Raw genomic sequence first — 24325 nt, 5'->3', positions numbered from 1 at the left:
TAGCAACAAATGACCTGCGCGACAGCATTTGTCGCTATGAGGCGGGCAGAACGTCTAATGGTTCCAGCTAGTGAATCCTGAACTCCGCAGCCCGGTTAAGAGCGGTTAAGAGGGCAGCGGCGCCCCGCACGCCAGCGTGCCCTTCGCCGGCGCCGCATTCCCCGGTGCCGGCCTGACCATTTGGTCGACCTGCGTGAAAAGGTTGTCGTCCACGTCGATCTCGCAGTGCACGTTCGCCGAGTACGGCCAGCGCAGCACGATCTGCATGCCGGCCTGCTGCGGATCGGGCAACACCGTGTTCGCCTCGAACACGTTGCCCGGCGTCGACGGAAGGCCGGTGGTGTTGGTCTGGCCGCCGTTGATCACGAAGGTGGCCTGGCTACCCGTCGTCAAGGCGTCGATCCGGGCCCGGTAGGTGATGTTGTGCAGGTCCGCGTGTGCGGTTGCGGGGAAAAGCGCAGGGCCCGTCACGATCGCCACCATGGCCGCGATCGGCGCCCTGCTGCGTCCGTTGGTGCTCATAGTCGCAGAGATTACGCCCGGCGGGATTGGGCTGGGTTCGGTGCGGTGGGATCCGACGCCGACCGTGTCATCGTGATTTACCAACATCACGCTCTCGCGTGGTCCCGCGATCGGGGCGAGCGACTCACGGAGAAGTCGTGGCTCGATCGGTTCATTGCCCTGCTCGCGACCACCCTGTTCCCGATCTTCACGCAGACTGACGTTCCCCACATTGCTCGCGTACTTAGTTGACCATACGATGCTTATCGGTAATGCTGCTTTACAGCATTATAGCTTTGCAGTTTTGCGGTAATGTGCGACTATAGAACCATGGCTTTTCATGGTTTCGTAGCGGTCCAGGGCCGCGGTGTGGTTGCCCTGCCCGCCGAGGTGCGTCGGCGGCTGCACCTCGACGAATCGGGTGCTCAAGTCGAAATCACCGAGCGTGAGGACGGGGTGCTCGAGCTTCGGCCAGCGCTCCCGATTCCCGCCGACCAGCGGTGGTTCTGGGAGGACCGCTGGCAGCAGCGGGAAAAGGAAGTCGACGAGCACGTGGCGGCCGGACGGGTCACCGTTCACGACGACGGCGACGTCTTCCTGGATCATCTGGATCAACTCGACGCGCAGGCCCAGGCCGACGACGCCGCGCCGCAACCGTGAAGTTCGAGACCACGCCTGCGTTCGATGCCGACTACCGCAAACTGAAGGCTGAGCACCGAGTGACCTTTCAGGACGTGGTGAGAACGAAGTTCGTCGCAGCCTGCGATGCCTACGCCGCCGATCCGGCGTCTCCATGGCCGCGATCGCTGCGTGTCAAGTCGGTGCAGGGCGCGCCCGGTATCTTGGAGATGACCTGGTCCTTCGCCAGCCCTGACGGGCGGGCCACATTCGAATTGGTTACCGTCGCCGGTGAATTGCGCTGTCGGTGGCGTCGCGTCGGCGAGCACGACGTCTTCAAATCCCCCTAGATCGCGACCGCACGTGCTCCCCCCGGTCGCGCGCCCCCCAACCTCTCAGGCCCCGCAGCATCTTCGCTATAACGCCTGTGCGTTGTCGCATTGGCGTTCAAAGCGCAGTCCGGCGCTGCCCAAGCCGCGCAGCAGCAACCGGACTCGCGACGACCGACCGGCCGACAGGGTTCGGGCGGGGCGCCGCCGGCAGCTCAGGAGGGCCGTGGCAAGGCGTCTGCCGTTGTCGCGGACCCGTCCGCGTCGGACTCGGGCAGATAGCGACCTTCGATGGCGCGGGCCAGCTGATTTCGCACGCGTTCCACGTCCGCGGCGTGCCGGGCTGATACCTCATCCTCCCAGGCCGCCACCTGCCGGGCGAAGCCCTTGTCCGCGATGGTGCTCCCCAGCCAGCGGGAGAAGTCCCCACGAGTGAGATGGTATTGCAGCGCTCGCTGATCGAGATGGTTGATGGCGGAGCGGAATTCCTCCATCGTCGCGGCCGGACGGATGAACTGGCCGTCGGTGTCGTGGAAGTAGAACCGGCGCTCACTGGGAAGGCGGACATCGGCATATTTCCTGCGGTGCCGCACGTGTTCGGTCTGGCGTTCGGCGATGGCGAACGCGCGGGGCGGCGCAGCGCCGAAGCGCACCGTTGCTCGCCTCACCGAACTCATGTCTGCCCCGCTCTCATCGCTGAGCGCCAATATCACGTCGCTCTTGTCGATTTCGCCGGCGGGCAACGAAGCCGGCGCAAAGGAGCACAAGACGTAACCGCCGCGGCGTGCCCAGGGCGCTTCCTCCTCGGTGCCGAGGAGATGGGCCTCGTCATAGATGACCCAATGCGGAAAGCCGCGCTGTTCGCGGCTCGCCTCGGCGGTGGAGCGCAGCCGGTGCACATAATCCTTTTTGGTCGTCTCGGCCAGACCGGACATGTCGACCACCACACTGGTTCGCGGATCGAGGCTGTTGACGAGTTCGCTGGGTTCGGGCAGGTGGTCACGGCCTGCAATGACACGTACCCCATGAAGCTGCCCCAATTGGACGTGGTCGCCTTCCGGGTCGATGACCAGCACGCAGTAATGCGCCTCGATCCACCGCTCCGCCATCAGGCCGACGAGGTAGCTTTTCCCGGATCCGGGGGGGCCGGTAACGAGGATTCGGCCCTGGCTGCCCGGAATCTGGGCAGGTGATCGGTCGTCGAAGGTGCCGATGTCCACCCACCGTCGCCGGGGGCAAAACCGCCGTGCCCCAGTCACATACGAGTTGTTCAGCAGCGCTGCGATACCCGTGCCGTCCGGGTCGTCGAGGATCAGATCTGCGTGCCGCAGCACGGACGAGACGGCGTTGGGCACGGCAACGCCCAGTTCGGCGATGCCGAACATCGACAAGTCGTTCTCGGCGTCACCGACCGCCAGCGTGTTATGCGGCGAGAGATTCGCTTCCAACAGCACGGCGTCCAGCCCGCTGCCCTTGGTAACGCCGGCCGGCAACACCATCAGGGCATCGCGGTTTCGGACGATCTGGCAGTCCAGTTCAAGCTCGGCTATGGCCTCTGCGACGCTCGCGGCGTGGTGGCCGTCGACGGCCACCAGCGCCTTGCCCGGCGGTAGGGCACCCGGCGCCGGGCGAGTGCGTCGTCAAAGGCTTTATCCACCGGCTCGGTGACCACGGTGGTGTGCCCATTGACGACCACCACGGCGCCGTTTTCGAGTACCAGCGCGTCAAAGACGTCGACGATGTGGGGGAATTCCGCCGCCAATTCCGCTCGGATGCGGCCGGTCGCCAGTACGAGCGTCAGGCCTTTCTGCCGCGCATCGCGGATGGCGTCCAACGCCTGGGCGGACACCCGGCCCCCAGAGGCCAATGTGCCGTCGAGGTCGAGCGCTATCACTTGGAAGAACGGCACAGAATCCCCTCGGGGCCAGCTGACCTGTCACCGCCGAACCTAGGGTGGTGGCGCGCCGATCTGTAGGGTCATTCGACCCTGTCTAGGTGGGCGCGCCAGGCGAGCTCGATGCCGCGAGGCGCCAGCCACCGCGACAGGTCGTACCCGTTGCGGGCCAGCCCGTCGACCGCGTCCACGGCGCGTCGAACCGCCCGTTCGGCGACCTCCGGGCTCAGCAGCCCGTGGCGGAGGGCCTCGAGCAGCTCGTCAACGTCGGCCAGTGCCGCCCCCGCACCCGTGCGCACTTCGATGTCGAGGTAGTGGTCCTCTGAATGCCACGCGTCGGTGCCGGGCGTGTACTCGCCGACGTCCAGGTAGTAATCGTGATCGCGTTCGTGGCCCGGATTGAAATGAAACACCGTGGCGCGCAGGCCCAGTGCCGGCAGCAGCCATGACTCGAGGTAGTGGAACTGGGCGCGGGCCGGAGTGGGCCGCGCCATGTAGAGCCCCCAGGGCCGCACGACGTACTCGTCGACAGCCCGCACCATGCCCTTGGGATCGGTGTTGGTGCGGGCCAGCAGGTCGAACGTCTCATGTTTCGGCGGATGGATGCCGTCAGCCTAGCGGCGCTTCACCGGCGCAGCCGAATCTTCCACCGCACGAAGCCGGCGTAGAACAGCGACAGGGCCGCCAGCGCGCCCATGTCGAGCAGCCAGATCTTCGACGAGTGCTCCCAGAACCTGTCCTGGCTCAGCATCGAATCGGGCACCAGGTGACGCAGGTCGACCGTCGAGGCCGCCGCCGCGTAGCCCCACCGCGCGGGCATCGCGAACGACAGCTGGTCGAGCCCGAGCCGGCCGGTCACCGGGACCATGCCGCCGCACAGCACCAGCTGCGCCATGACCGCCACGACGAACAGCGGCATGATCTGCTCGCTGGATCTGACCAGCGACGAAATCGCAAGGCCGAGAACGGCCGAGGCGACGCAGGTCGCCGCGACGGTGGCGAACAGTTCGAGGCCGGCCCCCACGGTCGAATGGCCGAGGAGGACGGCGCCGCGGGTGGGCGCGCTCTTTCCGATCACGACGATCGCGGTGATGATCGCCGACTGCAGAATTGCGAACCCGCAGAAGACCGCGGTCTTCGCGAGTAGGTAGGCCGTCGTCGACAGCCCGACCGCTTGCTCGCGCTGGAAGATGGCGCGCTCGCCGACCAGATCGCGGATCGTCAGCGCGGTGCCCATGAACGCCGCGGCCGGCAGCAGCAGGGCGAGTATCTGCACGGCTTCGTCGGGTGTGCCCGCATTCGGGCCGGGCATGTGAAATCCCTTGTTGCCCGGCACCGTCAGCGACAGGGCGCCCAGGATGAACGGCAACAGCGCCAGGAAGACGAAGTAGGCGCGATCGGCGACGACCAGGCGGACCTGCCGCCGGGCGACCGTCGAGATCTGGCGGCGCACGCTGGTGTGGACGGGTTCGCCGAGGTCTCCCGGTTCCTCGTCTCGGGCGGGCATCAGCTTCTGGGGCCGCTTCTGCGCCTCGCTCTGCTCGACGAAGCGCCGGTTGGCTTCCTCGGGGTCGGCGCCCACCTGGGTGAAGATTTTGGCCCAGTTGGTGGTTCCCATCGCCTCGCCGATCTGGTCGGGCGGCCCGCAGTAGGCGGTCTTGCCGCCGGGCGCCACCAGCAGTAGCTGGTCGCAGGTGTCCAGGTAGGACAGCATGTGCGTCACCACGATCACCACGCGGCCGGCGTCGGCCAGCTGCCGCAGCATCATCATCACCTGGTAGTCCAGGGCGGGGTCGAGGCCCGACGTCGGCTCGTCGAGGATCAGCAGCGACGGCCCGGTCAGCAGTTCCAGCGCGACCGACGCGCGCTTGCGCTGGCCGCCGGACAGCTTGTCGACGCGGGTGTCGGCGTGCTTGGTCAGGTCCAGTTCGTCGAGCACCCGGGCGACCACCTTCGCGCGGTCGGCCTGGCTGGTGTCGGGCGGCAGCCGCAGTTCGGCCGCGTAGCCCAGCGCCTGGTTGACCGTCAACTGGCGGTGCACCACGTCGTCCTGCGGAACCATCCCGATCCTGCTGCGCAACGACGCGTATTCGGTGTGGATATCGTGACCCTCGAAGGTGACCGAGCCCGACGTGGGACGGGCGTAGCCGGCGATGAGCCGGGCCAGCGTGCTCTTCCCGGCGCCCGAACCGCCGATCACGGCCGTCAGGGTGCCGGGCCGGGCGGTCAGCGAGATGTTGTCCAGCAGTTGTTTCCCGTTGTCGACGACGTATTTGACGTTGTGCACCTCCAGCCCGCCCGTGCGCGCCGCGGCATCGCCGAGCCGGATCAGGGTGCCGTTGCGAAAAACCAGGTCGACGTTGCCGATGGTCACCACGTCGTCCTCGGACAGGATCGCCGAGCCCACCCGGGTGCCGTTGACGAACGTGCCGTTGACGCTCTTGTCGCGGATCTCGGTGCCGAGCCGCGTCTGTACCAGGGTCGCGTGCTCGCGTGAAGCCAGCACGTCGGAGACCACGATGTCGTTCTCTGCCGACCGGCCGATCGTGACGGCACCCGTCTGGTTCGCCGCCGGGCTCGGCGAGAAGAACTTCACCATGCGGGTGGCGAGGTTGGAGACGTCGGCCTTCCCCGCGTCGATCACGGTTAACTCGGCGGGCGGCGGCGAGTCCCGTGCGTCACGCTCGGCGGGGGGTGTGGCGTACGTCATGGCACCCGCGTCCGCGTCGACGACGGTGACCGGATCGGATGGTGATCGCCGCGACACCGGTCGGCGAGGCGGCGAAATCGGCTGCCTCGGCGGCGCGTTCGGCGGCCGGGTTGGTTGGCCCCGGGGCGCCGGGGGGGCGGCGGCGGGAGGGTTTGGCGGGCGCCCGCCGGATTGAGGGCGCGGGGGGATCTGGGGCTGGATGCGATTTGTTTGCTCGGGCAGCGCGGACCAGGCCAGGGTGGGCGCCCCCGAGTCGCGGGTGGATCTCCGCGGGTGGGGGCGGTTGCTGTGGCCACGTTGCGGGCCGATCGCGAAGGTCAGCCTGGGTCCCCGCGGATTGCCGACGTGAATGCTCTGACCGTCGTGGATGTCGATGACGGGCATGCGGTAGCCGTTCAGGTATGTCCCGTTGAGTGAACCGTTGTCAATTGCCAACCACCGGCCCTGATCGAACCGCAGGATCAGGTGGGCACGTGAGATCCGCGGGTCCGCGATGCGCACATCCGCCTCCGGGTCACGCCCTATGAGCACTTCGTCTCCGGCTGCGAAGGACCGCTGCGAGCCCTCGTAGCGAATTGTCAGCAGGGGAGGTGCGGGCAGAGTCACTACTCAAGTATCTGTCGGCGCAGCGGGTGCTCCCTGTGTGACTCGCCTGTGACTTGGCTTTGTTTCACTTTGGTCACTCATAGCCACCTCATAGCTTGAGGAGACCAATTGCCCACCGCCATCCGGCATCATTCGATTGTGAGGGGTGTCAGGAGAGTCAGGTCCGGCCACGCCGGGTCCGCAGATGCGGCGGCGCACGGCGCCGCGACGAAGCGAACCACCCCGTCCCCGATGCGCAAGCCGACGCTGTCGGACCGCGCAGGGGGGTGGCGAGGTCGGCAGGTGTCGCGGAGGAGAGGGGGCGAAGAACGATGGACGAGCACAGAGGCACTACCCGGCGCCTGGATGCCGGGCGACGGCTGTTGAGCAATCCACGGTCGGCCCGCGAGGTGCTGCGGGCCGGCTTCAATTCGCTGCCGCCGGGGACGGTCGCCCACCTTTTCCGCCGCATTCCGCCCGTCAGCTCGACCCCGAACGCGGAGCCCCGTAGCGAGGCCAGTGGCTCCCGCCTGGCCGTAACCAACGGCACGCCATTCGCGGGCTACACGATCCTGCGGCAGCTGGGCGCCGGCGGGATGGCCGAGGTGTATCTGGCGCTGCATCCACGGCTGCCGCGCCGCGACGTGATCAAAGTTCTCGCCGAGGCGGTCACGGCGGACCCCGAGTTCCGCGAACGCTTCAACCGCGAAGCCGACCTCGCCGCCACGCTCTGGCACCCGCACATCGTCGGCGTGCACGACCGCGGTGAGTTCGACGGTCAACTGTGGATTTCCATGGACTACGTCGAGGGGACCGATGCCGCTCGGCTGGTGAAAGAGCGCTACCAGGACGGGATGCCGATCGACGAGGTGTGCGCCATCATGCATGCCGTGGCCGGTGCCCTTGACTACGCTCATGACCGCGGGCTCCTGCACCGGGACGTCAAACCCGCCAATATCCTGCTCACCCATCCCGAAGACGGAGAGCGCCGAATCCTGTTGGCGGACTTCGGCGTGGCGCGTCACCTCGGTGACATCAGCGGGATCACTGAGACCAACGTCGCCGTGGGAACTGTCGCCTACGCCGCACCCGAACAGCTCACGGGTGGGCTCATCGACGGACGGGCAGACCAGTACGCCCTGGCCGCAACGGCATTCCATCTGCTCACCGGTGCGCCGCCGTTTCAGCACTCCAATTCGATCGCGGTGATCAGCCAGCACCTGCACGAGGATCCACCCCGGCTCAGCGACCACCGTCCGGAGCTGGCGGACCTCGATGACGTGTTCTTCAAAGCCCTGGCCAAGCAACCCGGGGACAGGTTCGAGCGGTGCCGGGAGTTCGCCGCCGCCGTGAGCGAGCGCACCAGCGGCGTGCCCGACGCAGGTCGCGGCGCCCACCCCGCCGGCGCTTCGTCGACACCGCAGCGCAGAGGCGGAGTCGCCGGTGCCATGGCCGCCCTGAAGCGCAGGTATTCATCGCGCACCCGGTGGGCGACCGCGCTGGTGTGCGCCGTGCTGATCGCCGTGGCGGCAACCTGGTCGATCCTCTATTCGTTCCAGCCGGACGCCTCGCCGAGCACTCCCGCGCTCGCGTCCAAACCGTCGGTCACGGTGCCCAGCGCGGTGGCGACGACGAGCTCCGGGGGGCCGTCCCTCAACGGGAGCTACCAGTTGACCTACGACCACAGCAAGCAGACCACGAACGGCATCCCGATCCGCGACACCGCCGCCAACACGAACTGGTGGGCCTTCCGCTCGGTGTGCACCACCAACGGCTGTTCGGCCGCCGCCACGCAACTCGACGACGCCACCCACCAGAAGGCCAGCACCGCCGACGGTGGACACACCGACACGCTTCACTTTGTCGGTGGGTATTGGCAGGGCACGCCGCAGCAGGTGCGGGTGGGCTGCACCCAGCCGAACGGGCAGGCGGGAGCCACCCAGCAGGAGACCATCGCATGGTCGTTGGCGCCGCAGGCCGACGGCACCCTCCGAGGCACGGTGACCGAGACCGTGCTCAGCAACGAATGCGGCGCTCAGGGAGCGGTGGTCCGGGTTCCCGTGGTCGCCACCCGGATCGGTGACGTGCCGGCGGGCGTGCCGATGGCCGATCCCGCCCAGGTGGCCAACACGACGAGCCCGTCGTCGACGCCGGGGTCGCCGCCCGTTTTGGGCGGGGTGTGCAGCGACATCGACAAGCTGGCCTACGACCCGACCAACAACGAGCAGATCGTCTGCGAGGGCAATACCTGGGGCAGGGCACCCATCACGGCGGGAGTGCACGCCTCCGGGAGCTCGTGCGACAAGCCCGGGCTGCCGGTGTTCGCGATGACCACCTCCAACGACGGGCACCTGCTGGAGTGCAATCCGGTGACGCGGACCTGGACCAGCCCGACGGGATAGCGGCGGCGGTGGCGCGACCGTCCCCGGTTGACTTTCGAAAGTGATAGCGCATTTGCTATCGCATTCGAGGATCGGCTGGTGGTGCGCTCGTGGTAACCATGCGGCCGACGTGATTTCTCCCCCTAGTGACTTTCGCTCCAGGAGCCTCCGGATTAGCTTTCGCGTATGCAGCTGCTGCGTGCGGTTACCGCTGGCCTGCAGGCGATGGCCGGGGTGATGTCTCCACCGAGCGGTGTGTAGGTATGTCCTCAGTTGTGGGGCTCCCGCCCCTATCGCAGCTTTTGGCCTGGCCCACAGGGCATCTCACGGAAGCGGCTGAGTATTGGGATGCTGTGGGGGATCGAAGCTATGGTTTGGCCCACCGGGTGTGGCGCGATGCGATATCGGTCGACTGGCATGGTGAGACGGCCGACGCGATGCGCGTCGCCGTCCATGCCGACATGGTCGCGACGAGCGCGGTAGTCGACCGACTGCAAGCAGCGGCCAAAGTGGCCCGCGGCGGGGCAACGGACCTGTACGGCGCCCGATCACGGTTGCGGTATGCGGTCGAGGAAGCTCAGGCTGCGGGATTCGACGTCACAGAAGACTTTTCCGTTATTGATCTGAGCTGCGCGTCGGCCGTGCGGCATGTTGATGCAGACTCCTTCGCCGCCGACATTCGTCAGCGCGCCGCACAGTTGGTCGCCCTCGACCAGCAAGTCGCAGGCGGACTCACCAATGCCGTGGCCGGAATCCGGGACAAGTTCCCGCACAACCCCACGTCTGGCACGTCGCCGCAACGCAAAATTCATGCCGTTGACAACCACACCTTCAAACAAGACCCTCCGCCGTCAGGGCCACCGGGCAGCCCGTTCGCCGGCTGGACCGAAGAGCAAAAACAGCAGGTGGCCAGCGAGATCGCGCATGGGCACGCCTCGCTCCATTTTCCGGACATGACACCTCCGGAACTCGCCAGATCCATCTACGACGCGATGAACGATCCCAACACCCGCATCGGCACCAGCCTCAAATCCGGCGGACTGGAATTGTTGCGGACTGACGGCACAGTGATTTTCATCAATCCGCAGGATGGCGACTATGGAACCGCCTTCAGACCTGAACCGCGTCCGAACGACCGATGGCGGACACCGCAAGAATACTTTGACCAGACCACCAGGGCGATCGAGCCGCTGCCGCCTCCCCGAGTGGGACGGCTGCCGCCGATCACTCCCGGCGAAATGGCATCTCCCGTGCCCGCTGTGCAGCCACCAGCGGGCCCGGCCACCCCGCGCCCATCGCAGGGCGAATCCCCACCTGCGCCGGTGGAACCCGCGCTAACACCCAAGCGGGTGCCTCCGGTGCGACCCGGCAGCACGCCCAATCTGGGCGGCGGGCCGTTGACGCCTTTCGGGCCCAGCTTGGTGCCGCCCCCGCACGCCGGTCATCACCACTCGCCAGTGCTCGGTGATACGGATCCCGATCCGTGGGATCACGGCGAGTGATCCGCGATCCGAGCTCACAATCCCGGCGGATACTCCGGGTCTTGCTGGTCGCGACGTAACTGCTCGAGCCAACGCTTGCGTTCCTCGATTTCCTGGGCGGTTTGGGGCCGGCCGCCGTGCGGAAACAATAGTTTGGCCCGTTTGATGCCGCCGATTTTGCGTTGCAGACCGCGCAGCAAGCCCACCGCCTCGACGTCTGAGTAGCCGGTGACGCTCGCGAACCCGCGGCCCGCACCGACTGTTTCGCTCGCCCAGGAACACTCCGTCAGGAAAAGGACGCGTGCCCAATCCAGATCGTTTAATGGCTCACCAGCCACCACTGCAGTACCCAGGCGGAATGTGAGTTCGCCGAACTCGTCCCACGTCGACAACCCCAGCACCTGATATGGAAACGGCATCACAGACGCCGCCAGCGCCCATTGCTCGAGCGCCTGGAAGATAAAGTCGCGCTCCCGATCGGTCAGGTCAACGGGGACCGGATCCGCAGAACTGGTCATCGAAACGATCCTAGAGCCCGGCATGCGCACGAGTCCGGCGGAACGAACGGACCGTGTCGACCATCGCCGTGAGCTCGCCGTCACTCGCCTCCACGGGCGCGAGCCTAACGCCGCCCGCGGCGCGCCGGTATTCACCGCCCGACCAGCACCACGACACGTGTCGGTGCCCCGCTCTACCCTGGTGGCATGGCTTTCGCGACTGAACATCCCGTAGTCGCCCATTCGGAATACCGCGCGGTCGACGAGGTCGTGCGCGCTGGCGGCCGCTTCGAGGTCGTCAGCCCGCACGCGCCGGCGGGCGACCAGCCGGCCGCCATCGACGAGCTGGAGCGGCGGATCAGGTCCGGCGAGCGCGACGTGGTGCTGCTCGGCGCGACCGGCACCGGGAAGTCGGCCACCACGGCATGGCTCATCGAGCGCTTGCAGCGGCCCACCCTGGTCATGGCGCCCAATAAGACGCTGGCCGCCCAGCTCGCCAACGAACTGCGAGAGATGTTGCCCTACAACGCCGTTGAGTACTTCGTGTCGTACTACGACTACTACCAACCCGAGGCGTACATCGCGCAGACCGATACCTACATCGAGAAGGACAGCTCCATCAACGACGACGTGGAGCGCCTGCGGCACTCCGCCACGTCCGCGTTGCTGTCGCGGCGCGACGTCGTCGTGGTGGCGTCCGTGTCCTGCATCTACGGCCTGGGCACACCGCAGTCGTACCTGGACCGCTCGGTGGAGCTGCAGGTCGGCAACGAGGTGCCCCGCGACGGCTTGCTGCGGCTGCTGGTCGACGTCCAGTACACCCGCAACGACCTGTCGTTCACCCGCGGCTCGTTCCGGGTGCGCGGCGACACCGTCGAGATCATCCCGTCCTACGAGGAGCTGGCCGTGCGCATCGAGTTCTTCGGCGACGAGATCGAGGCGCTCTACTACCTGCACCCGCTGACGGGCGAGGTGATTCGTCAGGTCGACTCGCTGCGGATCTTCCCCGCCACGCACTACGTCGCGGGTCCGGAGCGGATGGCGCACGCGATCTCCACCATCGAAGAGGAACTCGCCGAGCGGTTGGCCGAGCTCGAGGCCCAGGGCAAGCTGCTCGAGGCCCAGCGGCTGCGGATGCGCACGGGTTACGACATCGAGATGATGCGGCAGGTCGGCTTCTGCTCCGGCATCGAGAACTACTCCCGGCACATCGACGGCCGCGGCCCGGGCTCGCCGCCCGCGACCCTGTTGGACTACTTCCCCGAGGACTTCCTGCTCGTCATCGACGAATCACACGTGACCGTCCCGCAGATCGGCGGCATGTACGAGGGCGACATGTCGCGCAAACGCAACCTGGTCGAGTACGGGTTCCGGTTGCCGTCGGCGTGTGACAACCGGCCGCTGACCTGGGAGGAGTTCGCAGACCGGATCGGGCAGACCGTGTACCTGTCGGCGACGCCGGGGCCATACGAGCTCAGCCAGTCCGGGGGTGAGTTCGTCGAGCAGGTCATCCGCCCCACCGGGCTGGTCGACCCGAAGGTGGTGGTCAAACCGACCAAGGGCCAGATCGACGACCTGATCGGCGAGATCCGCAAGCGCACGGACGCCGACGAGCGGGTGCTGGTCACCACGCTGACCAAGAAGATGGCCGAGGACCTCACCGACTACCTGCTGGAGATGGGGATCCGGGTGCGCTACCTGCACTCCGAGGTCGACACCCTGCGCCGGGTGGAGCTGCTGCGCCAACTGCGGCTGGGCGAGTACGACGTGCTGGTCGGGATCAACCTGCTGCGCGAGGGTTTGGACCTGCCCGAGGTGTCGTTGGTGTCGATCCTCGACGCCGACAAGGAAGGCTTCCTGCGGTCGACGCGCAGCCTGATCCAGACCATCGGCCGCGCCGCCCGCAACGTCTCGGGCGAAGTGCACATGTACGCCGACAAGATCACCGACTCGATGAAAGAGGCCATCGACGAGACCGAGCGGCGGCGTGCCAAACAGATCGCCTACAACGAGGCGCACGGCATCGACCCGCAGCCGCTCCGCAAGAAGATCGCCGACATCCTCGACCAGGTCTATCGCGAGGCCGACGACACCGACGTGGGGATCGGCGGTTCCGGGCGCAACGCGTCCCGCGGCCGCCGCGCGCAGGGCGAGCCGGAGCGCCGGCGTGTTCGAGGGCCGCGACACGGCAAGCATGCCGCGCGCCGAGCTCGCCGACCTGATCAAGGACCTCACCGAGCAGATGCTGGCCGCCGCGCGGGACCTGCAGTTCGAGCTGGCCGCCCGGTTCCGCGACGAGATCGCCGACCTCAAGAAGGAACTGCGCGGGATGGACGCCGCCGGGTTGAAGTGACGAGCCCGGCGGGCAGTTGGCGCCAACTGCTGGGTGCGAAGTACCTGGGCGTGTCGGTCGTGCTGGCCGGCGGTGTCGCGCTCTACGCCACGAACGAGTTCCTGACCAGCAGCCTGCTGCCGAATACCGTCGCCGACATCGGCGGCAGGCGCCTCTACGCCTGGGTGACCACGCTGTACCTGGTCGGGTCGGTGGTGGCGGCGACCCTCGTCAGTGCGATCCTGCTGCGGCTCGGGGCGCGGGCGTCATACCTGCTTGGGCTGGCCCTGTTCGGCCTGGCCAGCCTGGCCTGCGGGGCCGCCCCCACTATGGAGCTGCTGATCGCGAGCCGGGCACTGCAGGGGGTGGCGGGCGGCCTGCTGGCCGGCCTGGGATACGCGGTGATCAACGCCGCGCTCCCGCCCGCGCTGTGGACCCGCGGCTCGGCCCTGGTGTCGGCGATGTGGGGCGTCGCGACGGTCGTCGGGCCCGCGACGGGCGGCCTGTTCGCGCAGTTCGGCCTGTGGAGGTGGGCGTTCGTCGCAATGGCGGCGCTGACGGCGCTGATGGCCGCGCTGGTTCCGGTCGCGCTGCCCGCAACCCGGTCCGCGTCGGCCCCCGCCGACTTCGCGGTGCCGGTCCGGTCGCTGGTGGTGATCGGGGTGGCGGCGCTGGTCATCAGCGTCGCGCAGATCCCGCACAACGCCGCCGCGACCTTCGGGTTGCTGCTCGCCGGCATCGCGCTGGTCGGGCTGTTCGTCGTCGTCGACCGGCGAAGGCGCCCGGCGGTGCTGCCGCCCAGCGTCTTCGGCCCCGGGCCCCTGAAATGGATCTACCTGACGATGGGGGTCCTGATGGCCGGGGCGATGGTCGACATCTACGTGCCGCTGTTCGGGCAGCAGCTCGCCCACCTGCAGCCGGTCACGGCCGGTTTCCTGGGTGCGGCGGTGGCCGTCGGCTGGACGGTCAGCGAGCTCGTCAGCGCGTCACTGCAGAACCCGCGGATTGTCCGGCGGGCGATCCTTGCTGCGCCGCTGGTGGTGGCGTCGGGCCTGGCGCTGGGCGCGCTCACCCAGCGCGACGACGCGTCGGTCGGTACGGTCGCCCTCTGGGCGCTGGCGCTACTGCTCGACGGCGTGGGCATCGGGATGGCGTGGCCGCACCTGTCGGCGCGCGCGATGGATTCGGTCGACGACCCGGGCGAGGGCGGCGCGGCCGCGGCCGCGATCAACACCGTGCAGCTCATTTCCGCGGCGTTCGGCGCCGGCCTGGCCGGGGTGGTGGTCAACGCGGCCCACGGCGGCGACGCGGCCGCGGCCCGCTGGTTGTTCACGGTGTTCACCGTGCTGAGCGCCGCCGGCGTCATCTGCAGCTACCGCGCGACCCGCGGCGCCCGGGTGCACACGCTGCGCTGAGTTCGGGCACGACTACCGCGTCGATTTCACGACCTGCGAATAGTGGAACTGCCAGCGCTCGACGATGTGGAACCCGAGATAACTCGGGAATCGATACGCCGGGGATCGCCCGAACACCCCGGGCGGCAACGACTTTCCGGCCTGGTGATCGGGCAGCGATCTGTCCTTGTCGGTGATCGTCCAGATGGTCGAGCACTTGTTGATCTTCGCGGTGGTCAACCACACGGCGACGTGACCGTCCCACAGCGATCCGACCTTGGGACCGTAGGCGCCGCGTTCGACGTCGATCAGCGACCGGAAGGCCGCCGGCCGGGTGGCCAGCAGGGCGCGGATCGGGCCGGGCCGCCACGGCACGGTGTTGTCCACCATCAGGCAGTCGCCGGGGGCGGCGTGGGAGCCGATCAGGTCGGCGACCTGGCTGTAGTCCCAGCCCTCCTTGGCGTACGGCCAGCGCTGGGTGAACAGGTAATTCGGCAGGGCGGCCGCCGCGAAAAGCAGCACCACACCGGCCATCGGCCACGGCTTGCGGGCGAGCGTGACGATGCACACGGCCAGCACGACGGCGGCCGCGGGCGTGGTGAAGATCAGGTAGCGGGGGTAGTAGATCGGCTCGCCGATGGCCGAATAGGTGACGACGAGAACGGTCGGGACGACGATCCACACCGAGCACAGGATCAGCAGCCGGCGCATGTCGCCCGCCGGGGCGGGCGCACCGGCCAGTCGGGCCACGACCGCGGCGGCGACGGTGAGGCCCGCCAGAACGGCGAACGGGATGCTGTGGTCGAAGTACTGCCGCTGGATGATGTCGAAGGCGTAGTGCCAGCTGACCGGGTAGATCCAGTTGACCTGGAAGACCTGACCGTGGGCGAACACCATGAACGGCGTCATGACCCCGATCGCGACCGCCGACGCGGCGGCCCACCAAACGACCGCGCGCTTGCGGCTTTCAGCCGGTGCCAGCAGCGGCACCGCGACGGCATAGACGGGGGCCAGCAAAACCAGGTTGACGTTCAGCAGGATGGACAGCGCGAAAGCGAGGGCGTAGGAGAGCCAGAGCCGGGCCCGGCCGCCGCGGGCGGCGGCAAGGACCAACACCGTCAGCCAGATCGCGGCGGCCACCGCGAAGGCGTACGAGCGTGCCTCCATGCCCGCCCAGGTCGTGCGGGGAAGGATGGCGAACACCGCACCGGCGCACAACGCGGTCGGGCGGGTCGCCAGCCGCCTCGTGAGCGCGGTGACGCCCGCGGCCGCGGCCCCGATCGCCAGGGCGCTGGGAAACCGAGACCAGAACTCGGTGGGCGGAAAGACGGCGAACCAGCCGTGCATGAGCAGGTAGTACAGGCCGTGCACGGCATCGATGTGCCCCAGCAACCGCCACAGCTCGGGCAACGTGCGGCTGGCCGATGCCGATATGGTGGCGCCCTCGTCGAACCACAGCGAAGGCCTGCAGGACCAGGCGGCGCTGATCAGGGTGGCGGCCACGGCGACGGCCCAGGGGTCCAACAGGCGGCCGCGCGGTCGAATCCGCGAGGCCCCGTCAACCGACCGCTCCGAAAGCTCCTCAGCTGTGGAGATAGGCATGATGCTTGTCACTGTAGGGGCGGATACCGGAATTCGGTCACGCCGGGGGCGATGCGGGCCCGGCTCCGGCGAGCCCGGGTCCGACGCGTTCGCGGCTGGGGTCGGCGCCGCGCGAAAGCCTTTCTGCGGTCTTGCTTTTCGCGCATACTCCGAGTGTTCCGATAATGTGGGCATCGAAATTATTGTCCGCCCTTGCGGAATCCCGCCGCAAACGCTGAATCGCGGCGCGCCACGCGGTGTCGCTCAGCTACTCCCTTGCATCCGGCAAACGCGATACTGTCTTGGGTTGGCTGACCAACCGAAACTGGGAGGGTAGATGGGCGCCTATCGGACGGTGGTGGTGGGAACCGACGGCTCGGACTCGTCGATGCGCGCGGTGGAACGAGCGGCGCAGATCGCCGGGGCGGAGGCCAAGTTGCTCATCGCCTCGGCGTACTTGCCCCAGCATGAGGACACCCGCGCCGCCGACGCGCTCGGACAGGAAAGCTACAAGGTGTCGGGCACCGCGCCGATCTACGCGATCCTGCAGGACGCCAAGGAGCGCGCCCACGCGGCCGGCGCCAAGGACGTCGACGAGCGACCGATCGTCGGCGCGCCGGTCGACGCGCTGGTGAAGCTCGCCGAGGACGAAAACGCCGACCTGCTGGTCGTCGGCAACGTCGGCCTCAGCACCATCGCGGGCCGCCTGCTGGGCTCGGTGCCGGCCAATGTCTCACGCCGGGCGAAGGTCGACGTGTTGATCGTGCACACCACCAACTAGCCGGCGACTCAACGCGCGAAAAGCATTAGTTCGCAACGCAATCGGCGCTCGGGTGATCCGACCCCGTCACCAGCCGCGTTCGCGCCACTCCCGCAGATGCGGCCGCTCGGCACCCAGCACCGTGTCGTCGCCGTGGCCCGGGTAGATGACGGTGTCGTCGGGGTATACGTCGAAAACGCGGGTGGTGACGTCATCGATCAGTTGGGCGAAGTCTCCGGGTTGCCAGGTCTTGCCGACGCCACCGGGGAACAGGCAGTCGCCGGTGAACAGTTGCGGCACTCCGCCGGTCGCGGGCCCGTCGAGGGCCAGGGCGATGGACCCGGGTGTGTGCCCGCGCAGGTGGATCACGTCGAAGCTCAGTTCGCCGATCCGCACGGTGTCGCCGCCGGCCAGCAAACGGTCGGGCCGCACCGGCAGCGGTTCGGCGTCGATCTCGCTGGCGGCGGTCGGCGCCCCGGTCGCGGCGGCCACCGCCTCCAGCGCCTGCCAATGGTCGAAGTGCTGGTGGGTCGTCACGATCAGCGACACCTTCGGGGCGTACTCGCGGACCAGCCCGATCAGGACTTCGGCGTCGTTGGCGGCGTCGATCAGCAGGGTTTCGCCGGTAGCCGAACAGGTCACCAGGTAGGCGTTGTTGTCCATCGGGCCCACCGATGCCTTGAGGATCGTGGCGCCGGGTAGGGTCCGGCGGGCCGCGTTACCAGGGTCGACGTGTCCGGTGTAGTTGTCGTGCAGCGCCGTCATAGCGGCCAGGCTACTGGTCAAACCATGCTTGTCGGTACGGGCACCTAGCATGGAGTGCGCCGCGCGCAATGTTGTTCGTCGAACCGCCGTTGTTCTCGTAACCGTTGTCGTTTCTGGAACCGCGTTGCGCTAGCGGCACGAATCGCACTGAGAGGTACAGCGTTGGCCGACCGCCTCATCGTCAAGGGCGCCCGTGAGCACAATCTGCGCGGCGTCGACCTCGACCTGCCCCGCGACTCGCTGATCGTCTTCACCGGCCTGTCGGGGTCCGGCAAGTCGTCGTTGGCGTTCGACACCATCTTCGCCGAGGGTCAGCGCCGCTACGTGGAGTCGCTGTCGGCCTACGCGCGCCAGTTCCTCGGGCAGATGGACAAGCCGGACGTGGACTTCATCGAGGGCCTGTCCCCGGCGGTGTCCATCGACCAGAAGTCGACCAACCGCAACCCGCGATCGACCGTGGGGACCATCACCGAGGTCTACGACTACCTGCGTCTGCTCTATGCGCGTGCCGGCACCCCGCACTGCCCGGTCTGTGGCGAGCGGATCGCCCGACAGACGCCGCAGCAAATCGTCGACCAGGTGCTGGCGATGCCGGAGGGCACCCGGTTCCTGGTGCTGGCGCCGGTGGTGCGCACCCGCAAGGGCGAGTTCGCCGACCTCTTCGAGAAGCTGAACGCCCAAGGCTACAGCCGCGTGCGGGTTGACGGCGTGGTCCATTCGCTTGCCGATCCGCCCAAGTTGAAGAAGCAGGAAAAGCACGACATCGAGGTCGTGGTGGACCGGCTCACCGTCAAGGCCAGCGCCAAGCAGCGGCTCACAGACTCGGTGGAGACCGCGCTCAACCTTGCCGACGGCATCGTGGTGCTCGAATTCCCGGATCATGGGGACCACGAACACGGCGCGCACAACCGCGAGCAACGGTTCTCCGAGAAGCTGGCCTGCCCCAACGGGCACGCCCTGGCCGTCGACGACCTGGAACCGCGGTCGTTCTCGTTCAACTCGCCCTACGGCGCCTGCCCGGAGTGCAGCGGCCTGGGCATCCGCAAGGAAGTCGACCCCGACCTGGTGGTGCCCGACCCCGAGCGCACGCTGGCCGAGGGGGCGGTGGCCCCGTGGTCGACCGGGCACACCGCCGAGTACTTCATCCGCATGATGGCGGGCCTCGGTGAGGAGCTGGGCTTCGACGTCGACACGCCGTGGCGCAAGCTTCCGGCCAAGGCGCGCAAGGCGATTCTCGAAGGTTCCGACCATCAGGTCCACGTGCGCTACCGCAACCGGTATGGCCGCACCCGCTCGTACTACGCCGACTTCGAGGGCGTGCTGGCGTTTCTGCAGCGCAAGATGGCGCAGACGGAGTCCGAGCAGATGAAGGAGCGCTACGAGGGCTTCATGCGCGACGTGCCGTGCCCGGTCTGTGAGGGCACCCGGCTCAAGCCGGAGATCCTGGCGGTGACGCTGGCCGCCGGGGAGCGGGGCACGAAGTCCATCGCCGAGGTCTGCGAGCTGTCGATCTCGGACTGCGCGGACTTCCTCAATGCGCTGACCCTCGGCCCGCGGGAGCAGGCGATCGCCGGCCAGGTGCTCAAGGAAATCCAGTCGCGACTGGGCTTCCTGCTCGATGTCGGGCTGGAGTACCTGTCCCTGTCGCGTGCGGCGGCCACGCTGTCCGGCGGTGAGGCCCAACGCATCCGGCTGGCCACCCAGATCGGCTCGGGTCTGGTGGGCGTGCTTTACGTGCTGGACGAGCCGTCGATCGGCCTGCACCAGCGCGACAACCGCCGCCTCATCGAGACGCTCACCCGCTTACGGGACTTGGGGAACACGCTGATCGTCGTCGAGCACGACGAGGACACCATCGCGCACGCGGACTGGATCGTCGACATCGGTCCGCGGGCCGGCGAGCACGGCGGCCACATCGTGCACAGCGGAACGTATCGCGAGCTCCTGGCCAACCCGCAATCGATCACCGGCGCCTACCTGTCGGGCCGGGAAAGCATCGAGATCCCCGCGCTTCGCCGCCCCGTCGACCGTCGGCGTCAACTCACCGTCGTGGGCGCGCGCGAACACAACCTGCGCGGCATCGACGTGTCATTCCCGCTCGGCGTGCTCACCTCGGTGACGGGCGTGTCCGGCTCGGGCAAGTCCACACTGGTCAACGACATCCTGGCCGCGGTGCTGGCCAACCGGCTCAACGGCGCCCGGCAGGTCCCGGGCCGGCACACACGGGTCACCGGGCTCGACCACCTGGACAAACTGGTGCGGGTGGACCAGTCGCCGATCGGGCGCACGCCGCGCTCCAACCCGGCCACCTACACCGGCGTGTTCGACAAGATCCGCACGTTGTTCGCGGCCACCACCGAGGCCAAAGTGCGCGGCTACCAGCCCGGCCGGTTCTCGTTCAACGTCAAGGGCGGTCGCTGCGAGGCGTGCACGGGCGACGGCACCATCAAGATCGAGATGAACTTCCTGCCCGACGTGTACGTCCCGTGCGAGGTGTGCCACGGGGCCCGCTACAACCGGGAAACCCTGGAGGTGCACTACAAGGGCAAGACCATCTCCGAAGTGCTGGACATGTCGATCGAGGAGGCGGCGGAGTTCTTCGAGCCGATCACCGGCATCCACCGCTACCTGCGCACCCTCGTCGACGTCGGCCTCGGTTACGTGCGGCTCGGCCAGCCGGCGCCGACGCTCTCCGGCGGTGAGGCGCAGCGGGTGAAACTGGCCGCGGAATTGCAGAAGCGCTCGACCGGGCGGACGATTTACATCCTCGACGAGCCCACCACCGGACTACATTTCGACGACATCCGTAAGCTGCTGACCGTGATCAACGGCCTTGTCGACAAGGGCAATACGGTCATCGTGATCGAGCACAACCTCGACGTCATCAAGACGTCGGATTGGATCGTCGACATGGGCCCCGAGGGTGGCGCCGAGGGCGGCACCGTCGTCGCCGAGGGAACGCCGGAGGACATCGCCGCGGTGCCGGAAAGCTATACCGGCAAATTCCTCGCCGAGGTGGTGGGCCGGGTGGACAGAGCGGCCGCCAACGCCCGGCGCCCGAGCCGTCGCAAGAAAGTCACCGTCTGAGCACGCGGAGGGTCAGCTGTCCTCGGACCGCATTTCCTCGCGGATCCGGGCCAGACGCTCGGCGGCCGCGCGCTCGCGCTCCTCGAACTGGTCTTCCACGGATCGCCCCTCCGGCGACTCGGCGTCGAGTTCCGCCGCGCCCTGCGCCGCGCCGTAGCGACTTTCGATTTTGTCGCGGACGAATTCGAAAGTTGGCAAGCCTGCACTGTCATAACCGGGGTCGGGTGTAGGTTGATCGCCGGGCATGCGTCAACGCTACTTCGGATTGGATTCCCTGTCGCGCAGTGGTTCGACATCGATGCATTGGCGTGGAACGCATCGGTGGATTCCGGGTAAATCGTCGCGATGGTACGGGAATGCGCCTGGGCTGGTAGTTGCGGTTGACGTGGGAAATGTCCACCATAAGACGGCGGGAGTCACCGCACGGAGCGCTGCAAATTCTTTAATTTCCGCGTTTAATTACCGTGCGCGCACTGCCGGATTAGCACGGCAAGCGCCAGAAATGGCTCCGCAATACGCAGAGATGAAATGAAGGGATGAACATGAAAGCGGTGCAAACAGCTGCCAGAGTGCTTGACGGGCCTTGGCTCCACGGCGGGACCGGCTGGCTCGACCAGGCGACGGGGTGCTGGATCGCGGTGTCGACCCCACAGTCGGAGCCGGAGCTGTGGGATCGGTATCTCGACGGCGCGGCACGCAGTTATCGAGAGCATGGGCTCGAATGGGTGCTCAACCTGGACGCGATTCGGGATGGCGCCGACACCTCACTCTTCTTCGCGGCGGTGGATCCGGAGGGCCGGGTGGTGGGCGGTACCCGGGTGGTCGGTCCCTTGCAGTCCCCCGAGGAGTCCTGCGCCTTGGCGGAATGGGACGGCAACCCTGGCCGAGACGCGCTGCGCCACATGATCGCCAACCGCATTCCGTTCGGCGTGGCAGAAGTCAAAAGCGCCTGGACCGACTCGCAGGGTTATGGTGGCCGCGCACTGTCCCGGGTTCTGGCCCGCACCGGGCTGCCGATCATGACCCTGCTCGGTGTGCAGTTCATCATGGCCACTTCGGCGGCGCATGTATTGGAGCAGTGGCGATCCGGCGGAGGCGTCGTGGCCGCGCGGATTCCGGCGGCGGCCTACCCCGACGACAACTACCGAACGAAGGTCATGTGGTGGGATCGGCGCACCATCGCCACGAACGCCGAGCCGGAACAGTTCAGGCTGATGTGCGCCGCGACGTCGGAAATAATGCAGCGCGCTTCGGCTTGAGTAAACTCACCCGGCGTGACCGAAAGCCGGGGATGAACCACAGCGACGACGACGAATCCTGCACCGCACTCATTCTGGACGACGACGTTGCCGCCGACCGCGAGCTGTTGGACCGGCTGAGGGCCGCCCCGGGCATCGTTTTCCGGGATCGGCCGGTCCACGGCCCGCCCGGAACGGATGACGGACGGTGGGCTTATTACCCCTGGCGCAACACGGTGGTCAGAATTTCGGCGCCACCGGCGTTCCGCGCCGCCCGTTTCGACCGCAACCGGCACCTGATCACATCCTCCGAACAGGAGCGCCTGGCGGGTCAGCGCGTCGGTGTCGTCGGCCTCAGTTCCGGTCACGCGGTCGCGTATTGCCTTGCGGCGCAAGGTCTGTGCGGCGCGCTGCGGCTGGCCGACGGGGACGTCATGGAGCTGTCCAATCTGAACCGGGTGCCGGCGACGGTTCTCGACCTGGGGACCAACAAGGCCACGGTCGCGGCGCGGCGAATCGCCGAACTCGACCCGTATTTCACGGTCGAGGTGTTCGCCTCCGACGTCACAGCGGAGGTCTTGGACCGCTTCCTCGACGGCCTGGACATAGTGGTCGACCAGGCCGACTCGCTGGACGTGAAGATATTGCTGCGCGAGGCGGCGCGGGACCGGGGTATCCCGGTGATCATGGCGACCAGCGACCGCGGTCAACTCGACGTCGAGCGCTACGACCTCGAGCCCCTGCGGCCCATCATGCACGGGCTGCTCGGCGACATCGACACCTCGGCGCTGCGGGGGCTGTCCACCCTGGACAAGCTTCCCTACCTGTTGCGCCTCCTCGACGCGGGCGGGCTCTCGGCGCGCGGGGCGGCGTCGCTGGTGGAGGTCGGACGAACGCTGGACGGGTGGCCGCAACTGGCCGGCGACATCTGGGTTGGGGCCGCGGCCGTCGCCGAAGCGGTGCGCCGGATCGGGCTGGGCGAGCCGCTCGGGTCAGGGCGCGTCAAGATCGACGTCGCGGCCGCCCTCGACCGCATCGACCAGCCCAGGGCCGACGGCGACGGCTCATCCGGCACCGAGGGCGTCGGGGCCGCGCCGGGGGACGAGGGCCGGGATCGCCACGTCACCGACGTCATCGCGGCCGCGGCAGTTCGCGCGCCGTCCGGCGGCAACAGTCAGCCATGGCGGATCGTCGTGAACGACAGGGCAATCCAGATCCTGCTGTCGGCCGAGGAATCGTCCACGATGGACGTCGGATTCCGTGCCAGCGCGGTAGCGCTGGGAGCGGCGATGTTCAACGTGCGCGTCGCCGCGGCCGGCCACGCACTGCTGGGACCGGTTACGTTCGAGGACGGCCACCCCGACACTCCGTTGCGCGCGACCATGGCGTGGGGCACGGGTTCTGATCCCCGGCTCGCGGCGCTGTACCGGCCGATGCTGGCGCGGCAGACCAATCGGCACCGCGGCGACCCCGTGCCCATCCAGCCGGCTGTGGCGGCCCATTTGGAGTCCGTCACTGCGGCCGAAGGCGCACGGGTGCGACTCATCACGGACCGCCGGGAGATCTCGGAGGTCGCGGACATCCTGGCCGACACCGATCGCATCCGTTACCTGACCCCACACCTGCATGCGGAAATGGTGTCCGAGCTGCGGTGGCCGGCCGATCCCTCGCCGGAAACAGGGATCGACGTGCGCGGCCTGGAACTCGACTCCGGTGAGCAGGCGGCCCTGCAACTGGTTCGGCGCCCGGACGTCATGGCCGAACTCGCGCGCTGGGACGCCGGGGCGGCGCTGGGCGATATGATCCGCCAACGTGCCGGTGCCAGCGCGGCGCTGGCCGTCATCATCACGGGAGGGACCACGCTGACCGACTACGCCCGCGGGGGCATGGCCTTGGAAGCGTTGTGGATCGCGGCGGAGCAAAGTGGCCTCGGCGTGCATCCCGTCTCGCCCGTCTTTCTGTACGCGCACGACGACGACGACTTGCGGGCACTGTCGATCACTTACGCCGACCGACTGCGGGCACTGCAGCGCTCGTTCCGCGACATCGTCGGAACCGCCGTCGGGGAGTGCGAAGCGCTGCTGGTGCGGCTCGTCGCCGGGCCGCCGCCCTCGGTGCCGGCCAGGCGCCGCTCGCTCAGCGCCACCATGTGGGCGCCGAGATAGCGCGACG

General features: G+C 67.9%; 18 protein-coding genes and 1 pseudogene. 10 read left to right on the top strand and 9 right to left on the bottom strand.

Translation table 11 applies throughout. The annotated features are described in order from the left end of the window. Positions 1-105 precede the first annotated feature (105 nt). Positions 106-522 carry a hypothetical protein gene (locus BN971_RS05590; protein WP_085178974.1) on the bottom strand — a complete coding sequence of 139 codons (417 nt, stop codon included), beginning with the start codon at positions 520-522 and terminating at the stop codon, positions 106-108. Between the two features lie 309 nt (positions 523-831). On the opposite strand from BN971_RS05590, the gene BN971_RS05580 reads away from it, so the two are divergent. Both BN971_RS05580 and BN971_RS05575 read left to right on the top strand, forming a co-directional pair. Then, positions 832-1161 (top strand): AbrB/MazE/SpoVT family DNA-binding domain-containing protein, encoded by a 330-nt coding sequence (locus BN971_RS05580; protein ID WP_085178972.1) that lies wholly within the window; start codon positions 832-834, stop codon positions 1159-1161. Further along, entirely contained in the window at positions 1158-1469 is a 312-nt protein-coding gene (locus BN971_RS05575; protein WP_085178971.1) for a hypothetical protein, read from the top strand. Before BN971_RS05580 ends, BN971_RS05575 begins: the two co-directional genes overlap by 4 nt. Before the next feature lie 194 nt (positions 1470-1663). Here BN971_RS05575 and BN971_RS05570 read toward each other — a convergent pair whose 3' ends face one another. The 4 genes from BN971_RS05570 to BN971_RS05560 form a co-directional block, all read right to left on the bottom strand. Continuing rightward, the gene (locus BN971_RS05570; protein WP_245836461.1) at positions 1664-3040 is read right to left on the bottom strand and encodes an HAD-IIB family hydrolase; all 1377 of its coding nucleotides are present in this window, start codon (positions 3038-3040) and stop codon (positions 1664-1666) included. Then, positions 2995-3357: an HAD family hydrolase gene (locus BN971_RS25605; protein WP_245836460.1), complete on the bottom strand. Its 363-nt coding sequence runs from the start codon at positions 3355-3357 to the stop codon at positions 2995-2997. Before BN971_RS25605 ends, BN971_RS05570 begins: the two co-directional genes overlap by 46 nt. A 68-nt stretch (positions 3358-3425) precedes the next feature. Continuing rightward, positions 3426-3881 (bottom strand): ribonuclease FAU-1 family protein, encoded by a 456-nt coding sequence (locus BN971_RS05565; RefSeq protein ID WP_090350020.1) that lies wholly within the window; start codon positions 3879-3881, stop codon positions 3426-3428. 86 nt (positions 3882-3967) lie between these two features. Beyond that, positions 3968-6658, bottom strand: a complete 2691-nt coding sequence (locus BN971_RS05560) for an ATP-binding cassette domain-containing protein (protein ID WP_211704182.1) — start codon at positions 6656-6658, stop codon at positions 3968-3970. Between the two features lie 311 nt (positions 6659-6969). On the opposite strand from BN971_RS05560, the gene BN971_RS05555 reads away from it, so the two are divergent. Together BN971_RS05555 and BN971_RS05550 are read left to right on the top strand one after the other, a co-directional pair. Then, positions 6970-9039, top strand: coding sequence for a serine/threonine-protein kinase (locus BN971_RS05555; RefSeq protein WP_085180180.1), 2070 nt, complete (start codon positions 6970-6972; stop codon positions 9037-9039). A 365-nt stretch (positions 9040-9404) separates the two neighbouring features. Further along, positions 9405-10520: a hypothetical protein gene (locus BN971_RS05550; protein WP_090349850.1), complete on the top strand. Its 1116-nt coding sequence runs from the start codon at positions 9405-9407 to the stop codon at positions 10518-10520. 14 nt (positions 10521-10534) lie between these two features. Here BN971_RS05550 and BN971_RS05545 read toward each other — a convergent pair whose 3' ends face one another. Then, positions 10535-11017 carry a hypothetical protein gene (locus tag BN971_RS05545; protein ID WP_085180202.1) on the bottom strand — a complete coding sequence of 161 codons (483 nt, stop codon included), beginning with the start codon at positions 11015-11017 and terminating at the stop codon, positions 10535-10537. Between the two features lie 186 nt (positions 11018-11203). Here BN971_RS05545 and uvrB point away from each other — a divergent pair. Both uvrB and BN971_RS05535 read left to right on the top strand, forming a co-directional pair. After that, positions 11204-13349 (top strand): annotated as a pseudogene (gene uvrB / locus BN971_RS05540) (excinuclease ABC subunit UvrB). Continuing rightward, positions 13346-14743 carry an MFS transporter gene (locus BN971_RS05535; RefSeq protein WP_090349848.1) on the top strand — a complete coding sequence of 466 codons (1398 nt, stop codon included), beginning with the start codon at positions 13346-13348 and terminating at the stop codon, positions 14741-14743. The pseudogene uvrB and the gene BN971_RS05535 overlap by 4 nt, the downstream one beginning before the upstream one ends. 12 nt (positions 14744-14755) lie before the next feature. Here the strand turns inward: BN971_RS05535 and BN971_RS05530 are convergent, their stop codons facing one another. Beyond that, positions 14756-16324 carry a mannosyltransferase gene (locus tag BN971_RS05530; protein ID WP_085180182.1) on the bottom strand — a complete coding sequence of 523 codons (1569 nt, stop codon included), beginning with the start codon at positions 16322-16324 and terminating at the stop codon, positions 14756-14758. Positions 16325-16640: 316 nt separating this feature from the next. On the opposite strand from BN971_RS05530, the gene BN971_RS05525 reads away from it, so the two are divergent. Continuing rightward, complete coding sequence (locus tag BN971_RS05525; protein WP_085180183.1) at positions 16641-17084, top strand: universal stress protein; 444 nt, start codon at positions 16641-16643, stop codon at positions 17082-17084. A gap of 66 nt (positions 17085-17150) precedes the next feature. On the opposite strand, the gene BN971_RS05520 is transcribed toward BN971_RS05525, so the two are convergent. Continuing rightward, on the bottom strand, positions 17151-17828 hold the full coding sequence (locus BN971_RS05520) for an MBL fold metallo-hydrolase (RefSeq protein ID WP_085180184.1): 678 nt from the start codon (positions 17826-17828) through the stop codon (positions 17151-17153). Positions 17829-17990: 162 nt separating this feature from the next. On the opposite strand from BN971_RS05520, the gene uvrA reads away from it, so the two are divergent. Then, positions 17991-20915 (top strand): excinuclease ABC subunit UvrA, encoded by a 2925-nt coding sequence (gene uvrA / locus BN971_RS05515; protein WP_085180185.1) that lies wholly within the window; start codon positions 17991-17993, stop codon positions 20913-20915. Positions 20916-20927: 12 nt separating this feature from the next. Here uvrA and BN971_RS05510 read toward each other — a convergent pair whose 3' ends face one another. Further along, positions 20928-21161: a hypothetical protein gene (locus tag BN971_RS05510; RefSeq protein ID WP_085180186.1), complete on the bottom strand. Its 234-nt coding sequence runs from the start codon at positions 21159-21161 to the stop codon at positions 20928-20930. 296 nt (positions 21162-21457) lie between these two features. Between BN971_RS05510 and BN971_RS05505 the strand changes: the two genes are divergently transcribed. Further along, positions 21458-22174, top strand: a complete 717-nt coding sequence (locus BN971_RS05505; protein ID WP_085180204.1) for a hypothetical protein — start codon at positions 21458-21460, stop codon at positions 22172-22174. Between the two features lie 32 nt (positions 22175-22206). Next, a complete protein-coding gene (locus BN971_RS05500; protein ID WP_085180187.1) occupies positions 22207-24318 on the top strand; it encodes an Rv1355c family protein in 2112 nt (703 codons plus the stop codon). The last annotated feature ends 7 nt before the right edge of the window (positions 24319-24325 follow it).

The sequence above is a fragment of the Mycobacterium bohemicum DSM 44277 genome (assembly GCF_001053185.1).
In the GTDB taxonomy this organism is placed as follows: Bacteria; Actinomycetota; Actinomycetes; order Mycobacteriales; family Mycobacteriaceae; genus Mycobacterium; species Mycobacterium bohemicum.
The sequence above is the reverse complement of the archived record's forward strand: the minus strand, read 5'-3'. Positions and strand labels throughout refer to the sequence as shown.